The organism is Pseudomonas sp. G11, from assembly GCF_029457515.1.
GTDB classification, from domain to species: Bacteria; Pseudomonadota; Gammaproteobacteria; order Pseudomonadales; family Pseudomonadaceae; genus Aquipseudomonas; species Aquipseudomonas gorinensis.
Genome location: NZ_CP120377.1, coordinates 3,937,227 through 3,949,850, shown reverse-complemented (window position 1 = coordinate 3,949,850; position 12,624 = coordinate 3,937,227). Strand labels below are relative to the sequence as shown.

At 57.5% G+C, this 12,624-nt stretch carries 12 protein-coding genes and 3 pseudogenes; 13 read left to right on the top strand and 2 right to left on the bottom strand.

Features of this window, described 5'->3' with window-relative positions; genetic code table 11:
• Positions 1-1,188: 1,188 nt before the first annotated feature.
• From P2T68_RS18295 to P2T68_RS18260, 8 genes and pseudogenes are all read left to right on the top strand, one after another.
• Positions 1,189-1,365: pseudogene (locus P2T68_RS18295) on the top strand (TonB-dependent receptor); the annotation flags it as partial.
• Between the two features lie 278 nt (positions 1,366-1,643).
• Entirely contained in the window at positions 1,644-2,033 is a 390-nt protein-coding gene (locus P2T68_RS18290) for a PepSY-associated TM helix domain-containing protein (RefSeq protein ID WP_090515957.1), read from the top strand.
• Positions 2,026-2,133: pseudogene (locus tag P2T68_RS18285) on the top strand (PepSY-associated TM helix domain-containing protein); the annotation flags it as partial. The gene P2T68_RS18290 and the pseudogene P2T68_RS18285, both read left to right, overlap by 8 nt.
• Positions 2,134-2,171: 38 nt before the next feature.
• Positions 2,172-3,002: a PepSY-associated TM helix domain-containing protein gene (locus tag P2T68_RS18280; protein ID WP_196448527.1), complete on the top strand. Its 831-nt coding sequence runs from the start codon at positions 2,172-2,174 to the stop codon at positions 3,000-3,002.
• Between the two features lie 163 nt (positions 3,003-3,165).
• A complete protein-coding gene (locus P2T68_RS18275) occupies positions 3,166-3,486 on the top strand; it encodes a transposase (protein ID WP_071576116.1) in 321 nt (106 codons plus the stop codon).
• Complete coding sequence (gene tnpB, locus P2T68_RS18270; RefSeq protein WP_033902865.1) at positions 3,483-3,818, top strand: IS66 family insertion sequence element accessory protein TnpB; 336 nt, start codon at positions 3,483-3,485, stop codon at positions 3,816-3,818. Before P2T68_RS18275 ends, tnpB begins: the two co-directional genes overlap by 4 nt.
• Before the next feature lie 63 nt (positions 3,819-3,881).
• Positions 3,882-5,417 carry an IS66 family transposase gene (locus P2T68_RS18265; protein ID WP_033902866.1) on the top strand — a complete coding sequence of 512 codons (1,536 nt, stop codon included), beginning with the start codon at positions 3,882-3,884 and terminating at the stop codon, positions 5,415-5,417.
• A gap of 72 nt (positions 5,418-5,489) precedes the next feature.
• Positions 5,490-5,807 carry a DUF3325 family protein gene (locus P2T68_RS18260; protein WP_024075430.1) on the top strand — a complete coding sequence of 106 codons (318 nt, stop codon included), beginning with the start codon at positions 5,490-5,492 and terminating at the stop codon, positions 5,805-5,807.
• A gap of 897 nt (positions 5,808-6,704) precedes the next feature.
• Here P2T68_RS18260 and P2T68_RS18255 read toward each other — a convergent pair.
• Positions 6,705-6,995: a helix-turn-helix transcriptional regulator gene (locus P2T68_RS18255; protein WP_023628984.1), complete on the bottom strand. Its 291-nt coding sequence runs from the start codon at positions 6,993-6,995 to the stop codon at positions 6,705-6,707.
• Positions 6,996-7,077: 82 nt separating this feature from the next.
• Here P2T68_RS18255 and P2T68_RS18250 point away from each other — a divergent pair, with 82 nt between their 5' ends.
• From P2T68_RS18250 to P2T68_RS18235, 4 genes and pseudogenes are all read left to right on the top strand, one after another.
• Complete coding sequence (locus tag P2T68_RS18250; protein WP_023628983.1) at positions 7,078-7,515, top strand: hypothetical protein; 438 nt, start codon at positions 7,078-7,080, stop codon at positions 7,513-7,515.
• Positions 7,516-7,916: 401 nt separating this feature from the next.
• Positions 7,917-8,209, top strand: a pseudogene (locus P2T68_RS18245) (hypothetical protein).
• Between the two features lie 148 nt (positions 8,210-8,357).
• On the top strand, positions 8,358-9,602 hold the full coding sequence (locus tag P2T68_RS18240; RefSeq protein ID WP_023628980.1) for an ATP-binding protein: 1,245 nt from the start codon (positions 8,358-8,360) through the stop codon (positions 9,600-9,602).
• Between the two features lie 232 nt (positions 9,603-9,834).
• Positions 9,835-10,068, top strand: coding sequence for a hypothetical protein (locus P2T68_RS18235; RefSeq protein ID WP_023048074.1), 234 nt, complete (start codon positions 9,835-9,837; stop codon positions 10,066-10,068).
• A 329-nt stretch (positions 10,069-10,397) separates the two neighbouring features.
• Here P2T68_RS18235 and P2T68_RS18230 read toward each other — a convergent pair whose 3' ends face one another.
• Positions 10,398-11,516, bottom strand: a complete 1,119-nt coding sequence (locus tag P2T68_RS18230; RefSeq protein WP_028688847.1) for a site-specific integrase — start codon at positions 11,514-11,516, stop codon at positions 10,398-10,400.
• Positions 11,517-11,633: 117 nt separating this feature from the next.
• Between P2T68_RS18230 and P2T68_RS18225 the strand changes: the two genes are divergently transcribed.
• Positions 11,634-12,623, top strand: a complete 990-nt coding sequence (locus tag P2T68_RS18225; RefSeq protein WP_023628979.1) for a tyrosine-type recombinase/integrase — start codon at positions 11,634-11,636, stop codon at positions 12,621-12,623.
• Position 12,624: the final 1 nt, after the last annotated feature.

The following is a 12,624-nucleotide window of genomic DNA, read 5'->3' as shown; positions in this document are numbered from 1 at the left end:
CGATAAATTAGTCGAATGGAGGTATCGCCGTTTTTTTTGCCCTGATTGCTTACGCGATGATGTGGCGAATGGTCGTTTGCCTATATGGCGGAAGGACTGGTGTTACATTTATTCTTGTGTCTGCGCTGCCCATGATCGAGAGTTGGTGAGACTAGTTGATACACCGCGTTACTCAAGGGCATGGGATGCGTTTGTCCAAAGCTGCAATTCGATATCAAACAATGCCTCCATAGAGGAAACTCTATTCTTTCGTTTTTGCTCAAGTACCTTCACAAAGATTGAGCATGCTCTGATCAGTAGAGACAATCAACAACCTACATTGCACGATTTATTTTATAGGCTATTCAATATTTTCCTTCAATGTCCCTTTCGTGGTAGTAGAGGCGGAATCGCTAGAATCCACTTGCAAACGAGGAAAGATGCACGAGCACCCGACGCAAGCTCTTTTGAGCAGAGTATATTATTGGGGGCGTCCACGGCCGATCCATCAAGTAGATTTGGTAGTTTGGTCTTAACCGCATCACTACTGGAGATTATCCCCTACTCAAGGTTTTTGATATTTACTAAACTGTGTGAGAAAAGAAGGGGCGGGATGCTGATCCCAAGAGACCTGCATAAGGCAGCGATTTTTCCATATATCAACAGGGCAGGCTATGAAACCTTGTACCGTTTTTTAGGGGGTTTCCCTAGGAAAGATTTTCCGTTGCTAGATCGCCATCTTCAACTTCAAGAACATTCGTATGTTCAAGATGGTGTCCTTGGCAAGCGTCTATTCGGATACTCACAATGAGCTATTAAATGCGCATGCCTATCGTTGCCGGCTGGCTGCAAGGAGAAAAACTCCACATGCTAGATGCACGCAGGGCTTTTAACATTTAATTTCCTGCTAGTTAATGTAAGGATTATGCCGAGATTAAGGAAAATCAGGACATAAGACCTGTATATTATTGATATAAAGCAGTTTATATATTTGCGCCTTGCCCCTCCTGCGTCATACCTGCGAGCGTCTATGCTGATCTTTTTGCATGCTTGGGTGCTAAGCGATGGCTGCTTTGGAGAGAACGGCATACCCACGACTCCGCAGCTATTCGTTTCCTCAGAAGAGCTTGGCTGGATTTCCAGAACAGCGCAATCCTGCTCTTTCGCTTGGGCTGACGGTTCAGTTCAAGGTATTTCAATGACACCGGCGAGAGCGAGGCGACGACCTTGTTTGATGCAGCCTTCAATTACCAGATTGCCAAGGACACGGATCTGGCGGTCAATGTCAGTAATCTTTTGGATGAGCAGCATGTCGTGGGCTCCGGAACTGCGGATTACTACAATCCGGGCCGAGAACTCACCGCCAAGCTGAGCTACAGCTGGTGAGCCTGTCAGTAATGGCTCCTGTTGTGGTGGTATCTCGTGTTCTGGCCGCGATCTTCGGCTGCTATGCATTCGTCTAGGGCGTGGCGGCGCTGAATGGGGTTGGGGTCGATTACCATGCCGCCGAGCAGGCGATGATGATGCTGGCCTTCGTCCTGTATCTCGCGCTGTTTCCGCAGCCAGTCTGTGGCGGGTCTCGATGGTACTGGCGCTCGGCAGCGTCTTGATGCTGGCTGTTGCCTGGCAGCTGCAGCGCATGATCATCGGATAGGAGCAGAGCCATGCTGAACAACTTTCGCCAATCCATGGCCTGGGTACACACCTGGTTCGGTTTGGTGCTGGGCTTCGTGCTGATGGTCGTCTTCTTTTTCGGTGCACTGTCGGTGTTCGACCGCGAGATCGATCGTTGGGCGATCCCCGATACGCGCTTCGAGCCGCAGCCTATGCCGTCCTACAACAACCTGCTGAAACAGGTATTTGCCGATCTCAAACCGCATCCGGTGGATATGGCGGCAACCAAAGGGCGGGTAATCGGCGACCTGCCGGCGCCGGAAACCATGCCCATGGTCTCGCTCTATGCCTACACCACCCACCGAGATCCCGTGCTGAGCATTGGTGGCGAGTTTGGTATCCCCAACCAGCCAAAGGACCCAGCGGATGATCAATCGTAAGATCTTCAAGGAGTTTTTCACCTTCCGTCCGCGCAAGCGGACCCAGCGCAGCGCGCTGGACCTGCATAACATGACTGGCGTGGTGGCGTTGCCGTTCCACTTCTTTTTTGCCTTCACCGGTTGGTGATCTTCGCGTCGATGTACTACTTCCCGGTCTCCGGGACCTTGCTCAAACCGCTGCATAATCGGCATGAGGTGATCGAGGCGGCGCATACCGGCTTGCCCCATGATGAGGCCGGTGTGCCCGCGAAGATGGCCTCCGCCAATGCCATGGTGGCCGAGGCCAAGCGCATCTGGGCTACGCGCGATATGCCGGGAGAGGTCGGGCTGCTGACTATCGAGCATCTAAATGACGCCAACGGCTACGTCAGCATCTACCGCGCCGGCAGTGATCGTGTGGCGCTGGTCGGGGAGGGCATTCACTTCAAGGCCAGTACCGGCGAGCTACTGCGCAACGACCCGCCGAGTGACCCGGTTGGTTCCGTCAATCAATTTCTCACCGGCTTGCACCTGCAGCACTTCGAACACTGGGCGCTGCGCTGGCTGTACGTGGCGGGCGGTCTGCTCGGCTGTGTGTGCATCGCCAGCGGTTTTGTGTTCTTCGTCGAGATACGCAAGCAGGAGCACGCCCGACTCGGGCTGCAGGGCTGTCGGTTGGTTGACGCCATGGCAGTCACCACGGTTACCGGCATGCTGCTGGCAGCGGTCGCCATGCTGGCGGCCAACCGGCTGCTGCCTGAGCCCATGCCTGGCCGTGGCGAATGGGAAAAGTGGGTGTTCTGGGGTGCCTGGCTGCTGAGTTTGCTGCATGCGCTGTTGCGTAGTGCACCAGTGGCCCAGGCGCGGCACAATCCGGCCTGGCGCTGCTCTGCGTCGCTGCGGTGCTGCTCAACTGGATCACCACGGGGGACCACCTGGTCAAAAGGATGCTGCTTGAACCCTACTGGGCCGTGGCCGGCGTCGATCTGAGCCTGTTGGCCTGCGCGCTGATAGCGCTACTCACCGCGCGTCGTCTGGCAAGGCCGGTTGAGGGTAAGCGTCCGGCGAACTCACCTTCCGAACTCCAGCATTAAGGGCGATGGTGTCCGCGTATTTTTAAGCGGACGCGATCACCCTTATCGCCAGGATTTCCATGCGCCAACGAAGCTCTTATCCCAAACCATTCAAAGCCCAGGTCGTTCAGGAATGCCTGCAACCTGGCGCAACCGTGTCCAGTGTCGCCATCAGCCACGGCATCAATGCCAACGTCATCCGCAAATGGCTGCCGCTCTATCGAGATCAGCCCGCAGCGGCTTCACTACCGGCTTTCGTCCCGCTAAAAGCCCCACCTAAACGGTCAGTCGAAACGTCAGTGATCATCGAGTTGCCCGTGGCCGGGCAAGTGATTACGGTGAAATGGCCAGCCTCGGATCCCGAGGGTTGTGCGCAATTTATTCGGGCTGTCGCTCAATGATCCGCATCGATGCCATCTGGCTGGCCACCGAGCCGATGGACATGCGCGCTGGCACCGAGACGGCATTAGCCCGGGTGATTGCGGTGTTCGGTGCGGCGAAGCCGCACTGCGCTTATCTGTTCGCCAATCGCCGGGCTAATCGAATGAAAGTGCTGGTGCACGATGGCGTCGGCGTCTGGCTCGCAGCGAGACGACTGAACCAAGGCAAGTTCCATTGGCCCGGCATTCGCCACGGCGGCGAGGTCGAACTCGACAGCGAACAACTCCAGGCATTGGTGCTGGGCCTGCCGTGGCAGCGCGTCGGTGCAGGCGGTGTGATTAGCGTGCTGTAAACGCCGGCCATTTGGCCGGTCTGCTTGTCGTCGCCCCGTGCCTGCTCTGGCACAATTGGCGGCATGACTTTCTCGCCCAGCCTCGACCAGATGACCCCGGAACAGCTTCGTGCCTTGGCGGCACAGGCGTTGCAGTTGCAGTCCCAGGTCGAGGCGATGAGCAGGAAGATTCAGAACGATGAAATCCTCATCGAACAGTTCATGTTCGAAATCGCCCTGCTCAAACGGCACAAGTTCGCCAAGCGCAGCGAACAAATCAGCCCGGCGCAAAGCAGCTTGCTGGATGACCTGCTCGACACCGACCTTGAGGCTATCGAGGCCGAGCTGAAACAGCTTCTTCCCGCTGCGCCACAGGTCGAACCACGGCAATCGCCGAAACGTGCGCCATTGCCGCCACAGTTTCCACGCACGGTGATTCGTCACGAACCCGAAAACACCCAGTGCGCCTGTGGCTGTCAACTTCAACGCATCGGCGAAGACGTCAGCGAGAAGCTGGATTACACGCCGGGCGTGTTTACCGTCGAGCAACATGTGCGGGGCAAATGGGCCTGTCGCCAGTGCGAAACCCTGATCCAGGCGCCGGTGCCGGCGCAGGTTATCGACAAAGGTATACCGACCGCAGGCCTACTGGCCCACGTGATGGTGGCCAAGTTTGCCGATCACTTGCCGCTGTACCGGCAGGAGAAAATCTTTGGTCGCGCCGGACTGGCAATTGCGCGCTCGACCTTGGCGCAATGGGTCGGAGAAACTGGCGTGAGACTTCAACCGCTAGTTGATGCTCTGCGTGAGGCGGTGTTGAACCAGCGTGTGATTCACGCCGATGAAACACCGGTGCAAATGCTTGCGCCAGGCGAGAAGAAAACCCACCGGGCCTACGTCTGGGCCTACAGCACGACGCCGTTTTCGGCGCTCAACGCGGTGGTTTACGACTTCAGCCCAAGCCGTGCCGGACAACATGCACGCAACTTCCTGGGCGACTGGAACGGTAAGCTGGTTTGCGATGACTTCGCTGGCTACAAGGCCGGATTTGAGCAAGGCATCACTGAAATCGGCTGCATGGCTCACGCCCGTCGCAAGTTTTTCGATCTGCACGTGGCGAACAAAAGTCAGCTGGCCGAACAAGCGCTGCACTCGATCAGCGGCTTGTACGAAGTCGAACGCCAAGCGCGGGAAATGAGTGATGAAGATCGGTGGCGAATACGTCAGGAACTGGCGGTACCGATCCTCAAAAAACTGCATGACTGGATGTTGGCCCAGCGCGACCTGGTGCCCAACGGATCAGCCACGGCCAAAGCCCTCGACTACAGCCTGAAACGCTGGGTAGCGCTGACGCGCTACCTGGACGATGGAGCTGTGCCGATCGACAACAATCAAGTCGAGAACCAGATACGGCCCTGGGCACTCGGGCGCTCGAACTGGCTGTTTGCCGGGTCGCTACGCAGTGGTAAACGGGCTGCGGCAATCATGAGCCTGATCCAGTCGGCGCGTATGAATGGGCATGATCCGTATGCCTATCTCAAAGATGTGCTGACTCGGTTGCCAACACAGAGGGCCAGTGAGATCGGGCAGCTGCTGCCACATCAGTGGGTGCCTGCCTAACTTACGCAAGGTGAGTTGGGCGGACGCTTACGGTTGAGGTCGCGGACCGGACTCGCATCGGTGGGGTGGCCTATGAGTAATGCAGGTCTGTGGTTGCTGGGTGCCGCCGCCAGCATGGGCTTGGCGACCAGTTGGTTGGCGTTGTCCCTGCCGGCGCACTGGCGCCAGGTGTTCAGCGCCGACGAGGTTGCGCCGGACTATCTACGCAGCCTGGGCTGGCTGGCGCTGATGGTATCGGCTGTGTGCTGCTTCAAGGCTGACCATCCGTCGATGGCGGTGCTGGTCTGGCTCACCCTGTTGCCGGTCGCCGCCGTAGCAACGGCCATAACGCTGAGCTACCGGCTGGGGCTGCTGCGCCTGTTTTGCCCGTTATTTCTGCGCACTCGATAAGAGTGCGCGGCTTCTGTATCTGCAACATTGTGGTTGATCCGATCGTACTGCTCACCTCAAACCGGGCGAGCTTGTTCACACTGGATACGCCGACCATCCCATGTCACCTCGTTGTGGGATGCTTGCAGGATCGAGCGACGCGAACTCTTACCAACGTATTTGCGCTCTAGCGTCGGCAACAGTTGGCTGACCTCGGTTCGTTTCCGGCTAACACCCGCCCCCAACGTTTAAAGGCGCTAGACGCGATGCAGGTCGAGCCGAACGACATTCTGGCAGGAACTGTGTTGAAGTCGCAATCCGGGTTGTACCGTCCGCTTCTGGCCGTTTGCGGAAGCTAGAGGTATTTAGCCCGACAGTAGGATCACTGTTACGGTGAAAAGTGTTCGTAGGCGTCAGAGCGTCCCTTGGGCAGATCTGCCTGCTGGAGCACCCGCCGCAATCGGGAAAGAATGTTCCGTTCAATACCCTGTTCCCTGCGGCAAAATGGCCGACATCACACCTTACCATTCAGAACGGCGGTACCGAACACTTCCCATATCAAGAGCAGATGGTCGGCGTGTCGCTATCTCAGGCGCCCTCGAAGGGTTAGACATCGCATGTGCACAGGCCCTCCGGAACAGCATGGAACGCCTGCCGAAGGTCCCTTGGGGAGTAGCCTTGCCGGATCAGTGGAGGCGTGACTCTTCAAGGCTTGCGTCACGCTAAGCACGTGTCATCGATGTTTGTTGCGATGGGCGAGGTCTATCACTCGAATTCATGCAGTGGCTATTCGCGACTGAATTCATGCTCGCTGTTGATTGCGAGCAAGAAAGCCCGCGCGCCGGGCAGCAGAGCAACTGGCGACGTTGCGATCAAATGCTTTTTGGGATCGGTTGCCGATTCGATTCCATGTCGAACCTACTCAAGTCTCAGGCAACCCTTCAAGCTCGTGATTTCTCGATGGATTTTTTTCAGTAAGTCTTCGGGTTTTAGTTCGGGTGTTTGCCTTTGATAAGCCAGGAACAGAAGCGTTAGGGGATGAATGCCAATGATCTCAGCAATCTGCTCAACCTTTTCAATCGATGGTTTCCATTTGCCGCGCTCGATCGCACTGATATAGCTCTGACTAGGCCCAAGCCCTTCCTGAGGCATATCCTTCGAAATACGTAGATTCCTGATCACCAAACCAAGCGCTTCATTCAGTTCCATTTGCTGTCTCGCAAAAGGAACGATGAAGCCTTTTTAGTGCTTCTGGAGCTATGCTATATACAGCTTAAAAGAGGGTGTGCTGATGTTTATTACGTACAAGCGCGCTGAAATCATGTATCCAGCGCTGTTTGGAGACGACTCCCAGATGTGGCGATTCGTCGAGCTCGATGATCATCGCCCTTGGTTTTACGTGATGATTAACCGCCGCCAGAAGGCAGCCGCATGGAGGACGATGCTCTTGATTCCAACGGAGGATGAGTTCGAGCAGATGCTAGTGAAACGCGCTGAAGGAACACTGATTGAGGCAGTTCAGGTGGTGTTGCCATCGCGGCTGAATGGATCCGGTAATTGGACGATGGAGATGCTCATAGAGCTCGTTAGGGTCTATGATCAGGACGAGCGAGTCATGGGTTACGACTTTAAGACGGCCTCGGGCCATACCTACTCTCAAAGAGACTGCCGCCACACCTTGGCTGCAGCAAAGCAACAAATTTACTGCTCTTCGATGCGTCTTGTTTGAAGGAGGGGTCGCTGACTGGAGCAAGCCTTGAAGGAGTGCTAAAGACGCCCACGTCAGCGCCATGGCATCAGTGGCGCGCATCGCGCACATGCAATTTGCTAGTTCGTCCAGAACGGATAGCTTGGATCGTCTGTCGCCGATCAGCACTGCCCCAAGTGCGGTCTTATCTGCGCCGCAAATGCTGCACAAAATGGCGTCCGCCATTAACTCGATCTGCCGACCGTACAACAGGCCATGCCGAAAGGTACGCATGGCGAGATAGGGCGGGATCCGGGCTCATTGTGGTCCGCCTGTGCCAGGCGTTGGCGACGCCTGACCGTACAGGCGGTTACCGGAGTGATGCTGGCGGGTCGCAGGCTCGCTGCAGCAAGCTGATTCACTGGACCCAAAGGAGCCTCTCAATGAAAATCACAGCGGCGGAACAGTTCGAATGCGTCAGTGACGTCCTTTGTGATGTTTGCGGCGATAGTACGCGTGTTGAAGGATATGGGTTGCAATTTGGGACCCTTCAGGGCAGTTGGGGATTCGGCTCGGTTCATGATGGTGAGCGTTATGAGGTCCATCTCTGCGAACCCTTTTTTTCAGAACAATGGCCGACCTGAAGAGCGCGCGGATGGTGAATACCATGTTCATCGACGTCGACGAAGACTTAGGCAATTTCGGACGGGTCGCTCGCGATGATTTTTTTCAATGACGGAGGCAGCTTGGCTTGATAGGTAACTCCAGCTGGACCAACATTTGCCGAGTCTCGGGTATGCAGGTGATGGCGGGGTGAAAAGCTTGGATTTAGCTGTTTATCGGCCCATTCCCGCTGTTCGCTATTCCTATTAACGCGGGTGCATATGGACCCCGTCTGCAATCCGTACTCCCCTGGCGCTGGTACGCCTCCACCTGAGCTGGCAGGTCGCGATCAACTGCGCGAGCGGGTCCGTCAGTCGATCGGGGGAATTCGCGTGGGCCGACCTGCCAAAAGCGTAATCCTGGTTGGGGTGCGGGGTGTCGGCAAAACAGTACTGTTGAACCAGATGCTGCGAGATGCCGAAGCCTCGGGCAATCTCGCCGTCTACGTTGAGTCATCCGAGTATCGCTCTCTGCCAGCGATACTCGCGCCACAGCTCCGTCTCGCCTTGCTGCGGCTGAGCTGTATCGTACCTGCCAAGAACGCAGCGATAACTGGACTGCGAGCCTTAGCCGGTTTTGCCAAGGCTTTGGAGCCGAAGTTCAGCGATCTCAAGGTCGGTATTGACTACGAAGCCGAGGCAGCTCTGGCGGGCAAAGGTGATCTCGAGGAGGAATTTACAACCCTGCTGACTAAACTCGGTGAAGCCGCCAAAGCAGCTCACACCGTCCTTGTTATTTTCGTGGATGAGCTGCAAAACGTAGCAGAAGAACAGCTCGCCGCGCTTATCGCAGCGCTGCATCGCGTCTCGCGATTGATCTTGCCGGTTGCCCTCGTCGGTGCAGGCCTCCCACAACTCCGACACCCTGCTGGACATGTGAAAAACCACGCGAAGCGCCTCTTCGACTACCTAGAGGTCGGTTCGCTGGAGCCACACCAGACGCGTCTGGCCTTTGTAAAACCAGCGGAGGCCGAGGGCGTGACTGTAGACTCAGAAGCGGCCGACATGGTTGCTCACCTCACACGCGGCTACCCTTATTTCATTCAAGAGTGGGGCAGTCATGTCTGGGACGCAGGGCAGAATAACCACATCACGCTTGCAGACGTCCAGAAGGCGTCCGGGCACGTTATTGCTGCTCTGGACGAAGGTTTTTTTAGGGTAAGACTCGACCGAATGACCGTGGCAGAACACATTTATTTGCGCGCCATGGCTTCGCTTGGGGAGGGGCCTCATCGTTCGGGCGACATTGCGGCATCCCTGGGCCGTACAAGCCGATCTCTCACCTCAATTCGCAACTCCCTGATTAGCAAAGGGATGATCTGGTCGCCGCCCCACAACGGCGCCGCTTTTACCGCGCCGCTGTTCGATCTGTACATGTGCCGGATCATGCCCGGTGACAGCTGGCGGTCTAGCCTTCCAAGGGCTGACGGCATTTTTTGTCCACCTGAAGAGGGCTCAGATGCTTAGAAGCGAATGCACTCATCTTGCTACGGCTACGATGGTTTGTTCACATCAAGGCTGCTGTCACATCGACTCGAATTTGCACGTACGCTGTGGAGTGCTGAGCGGCTAAGTCGAGGCTTCACTGTGTGCGTCAAAAATGGGATCGACTTACCTGTGATCGGGGCGTAGGGTCGCTCATGGATATCTTTTCTACGGGCAGCATCGACATCAGGCTGGCAGGAGCAGAGAACAGAGCATGAGCGAACTCAGTGATGATGAAATAGACCGACTAGAGGCAATGATTCCTAAGCTGGCCGCCGTCGCCACTAATGCTGCGTATCTGCGTGCGGTTGCCGCAGGGCATTCACTGATAATGGCGAAGGATGGCGTGCTCGTACAAATTCATCCTGACGGTTCGGAAAAAAAGCTTCGCGACTTGTGCAGCAAGCACAGGGTCGAGTCTGGTAAGACTTTCAGTGTGGGTATTTGAAGCGCACCTGCCGACCAGGCGTATTCATAAGGCGAGCGCAGGCCACAGCGACTGGTAAGCACTTGACTATCTTGCCCCTGCGACGGAGCCTTCGCTGTCTAGCGCAGGGCCGCCAGCTGTTTGCTTAACTACCCGAGTAGACGAAGCATGCTGAGATGCTGGCTGCTTGGGCGTCGCCATGCGGTCATGTATTGGTTACACCCGGAGTTGCGAGTGCCCAGCTGGGGTTGCGCATCAATTCCGCTACCGTGCAATGGACTCATAACCAGGAGCTCCACCTCTCAATAGGACACGCGTGCGCGGCATTTTCCGACGCGGTGCGTCGACCGCTAGTCAGGCTGGTTGGTTGGGCCTGATGGGGCGGGCAGGGGTTGAAGCAACATCGAGGCGCGGCTGCTCAGCAGCACTCCGGCTTGGAAGTAGCCCATAACGGTTTCGACACTGCGATGTTCAGTCATGGCCATCACTTCACCCAATGGGGCCCCCTGGCGACCCGCTTCCGTTACAAAGCCCGAGCGTAAGCTGTGCGCGGCCCAGTCGCCGTCGAGGCCAGCCAATTTGGCGCGGCGCTGAACGATCCGTGCTACCTGATCAGACGATAGTCCGAACGGGCTGACTTTGCCGCCCTTGTAGAGGCGCCGAAAAAGCGGACCGGTATCGGCGGGCGCGGCGATGAGCCAAGCCGTCAACGCGTGTGCAGCGCGACCCAGCAGAGGTTTTTCGCGACGGGATCCCGTGGTGTCTGTTTTGGTGACGCCCAGCGTATAGAGCCAAGTGTCTTCATCCAGTTTGCGCACATCGTCGACCTGCAGGCCGGTCACCTCGGATCGACGACGCCCGCCGCCACTCCACGCCATCAGGAGGAGGGCGCTATCACGAGTACCGCGAATGCCATCCGTACAGGTCGCCAACATGGCCTCCAGAGCCTCCACCACAGCTGCCGTCTTTTTGCGGACAACTACCCCCTGGCGCGCCTGGGCTTTTCGCGCATCTCGCAGCAGCGTTTTCACTGCCAGTGCTTCAGTTGGGCTTTCCCAGTTGTTGAAGCGATGCCACCTGCCCAGTGCCGAAAGCCGATGACATACCGTGTTGTAGCTCAGAGGTCCCGGCTTTGCCTTCACACGTGCCGCGACTAACGCGGCATCGATGGTCGGCGGTAGCAGATAGGTCCATGCACCATTTGCCAGTGGGCGCGCCAGGTGATCCACCACGAACTGAATGACTACAGTCGACTGTACAGGCGCATCGCCCATCGCAACGCCGTAGCGCAGGTGCAGCCAAGCCGACCAGTAGGCGAGGGCGCTGCGATAGCTCCGTACCGTGTTTTCGGCGGTGCCGCTGGCAACAAAGCCTGCGGCCGCCTCCTGAGCCTTCAACGCCAATCTACTGGGGTCTAGGGTGGGCTCGTCGATCAACGGCATCTGATCAGTAATATATGATACGTCCAACGTATTATATTTCCACTATCCAATAAATAAGGTCGGATAATCTTTAATTATCCAAGGTGAGGCGATTTTTTCGTCGTTTGGCAGTCGCTCACCAGTACATCAAGGGGATGTGCGTCGATGAGCCACGAGATCGAGCGGTACCTGCAGGCCGGTACCCGCCCCAACACCCGGCGCAGCTACCGGCAAGCGCTCGAGCACTTCGAGGTCGCCTGGGGCGGCTTTCTGCCGGCGACCAGCGATGCCATCGTGCGTTACTTGGTCGATCACGCCGCCACGTTGTCCAGCAACACCCTCAAGCTGCGCCTGGCGGCCTTGGCGCAGTGGCATGTCAGCCAGGGCTTCCCGGATCCGACCAAGACCCCGCTGGTTCGTCAGATCCTCAAGGGCATTCGTACCTTGCACCCGAAGCCGGAGAAGCAGGCCGAACCGCTGCAGCTGCGCGAACTGGAGCAGTGCGTGGCGTGGCTGGAGCGGGCGGGCGAGAAAGCACTGGACGAGGGCGACCTGCCGCAGCTGTTGCGCTGCTGGCGTAATCGCGCATTGCTGCTGATCGGCTTCTGGCGCGCCTTTCGCAGCGACGAACTGTGCCGCCTGCAGGTCGAGCACATCCAGGTACGGCCGGGGGAGGGCATGCAGCTGTTCCTGCCGTGGAGCAAGGGCGACCGTGACAACCAGGGACAGACCTACAGTGCGCCGGCGCTGGCCCGCCTCTGCCCGGTGCAGGCCTACAACGACTGGATCTGTGTCGCCGGCATCGCCCGCGGTCCGGTGTTCCGCGGCATTGACCGCTGGGGTCACCTGCGCGAGCAGGGCCTGCACCCGCACAGCGTCATCCCGCTGCTGCGGGCGGTACTGAAAGCGGCCGGATTGCCCGCCGAGTTGTATAGCAGCCACTCCCTACGCCGTGGCTTTGCCACCTGGGCCACGCGCAGTGGCTGGGACCAGAAGGCGTTGATGGGCTATGTCGGTTGGCGCGATGCCAAGTCGGTACTGCTCTATGTGGACAGCACCGGCTTTTTCCCCGGGCAACTGCGGCCGATGGTGCCAGGCCTGGAGGCGGAGGCTTTGTCGAGTTTGCCTCGTCCAATTGCACTGCCGGGCAGTTGAC

Coding starts and splice junctions, on each gene's coding strand:
- P2T68_RS18240 (WP_023628980.1), top strand. CDS start 8,358: ATGGACCCCGTCTGCAATCCGTACTCCCCTGGCGCTGGTACGCCTCCA.
- P2T68_RS18250 (WP_023628983.1), top strand. CDS start 7,078: ATGTTTATTACGTACAAGCGCGCTGAAATCATGTATCCAGCGCTGTTT.
- tnpB (WP_033902865.1), top strand. CDS start 3,483: ATGATCCGCATCGATGCCATCTGGCTGGCCACCGAGCCGATGGACATG.
- P2T68_RS18275 (WP_071576116.1), top strand. CDS start 3,166: ATGCGCCAACGAAGCTCTTATCCCAAACCATTCAAAGCCCAGGTCGTT.
- P2T68_RS18265 (WP_033902866.1), top strand. CDS start 3,882: ATGACTTTCTCGCCCAGCCTCGACCAGATGACCCCGGAACAGCTTCGT.
- P2T68_RS18290 (WP_090515957.1), top strand. CDS start 1,644: ATGCTGAACAACTTTCGCCAATCCATGGCCTGGGTACACACCTGGTTC.
- P2T68_RS18235 (WP_023048074.1), top strand. CDS start 9,835: ATGAGCGAACTCAGTGATGATGAAATAGACCGACTAGAGGCAATGATT.
- P2T68_RS18260 (WP_024075430.1), top strand. CDS start 5,490: ATGAGTAATGCAGGTCTGTGGTTGCTGGGTGCCGCCGCCAGCATGGGC.
- P2T68_RS18255 (WP_023628984.1), bottom strand. CDS start 6,995: ATGGAACTGAATGAAGCGCTTGGTTTGGTGATCAGGAATCTACGTATT.
- P2T68_RS18225 (WP_023628979.1), top strand. CDS start 11,634: ATGAGCCACGAGATCGAGCGGTACCTGCAGGCCGGTACCCGCCCCAAC.
- P2T68_RS18280 (WP_196448527.1), top strand. CDS start 2,172: ATGTACTACTTCCCGGTCTCCGGGACCTTGCTCAAACCGCTGCATAAT.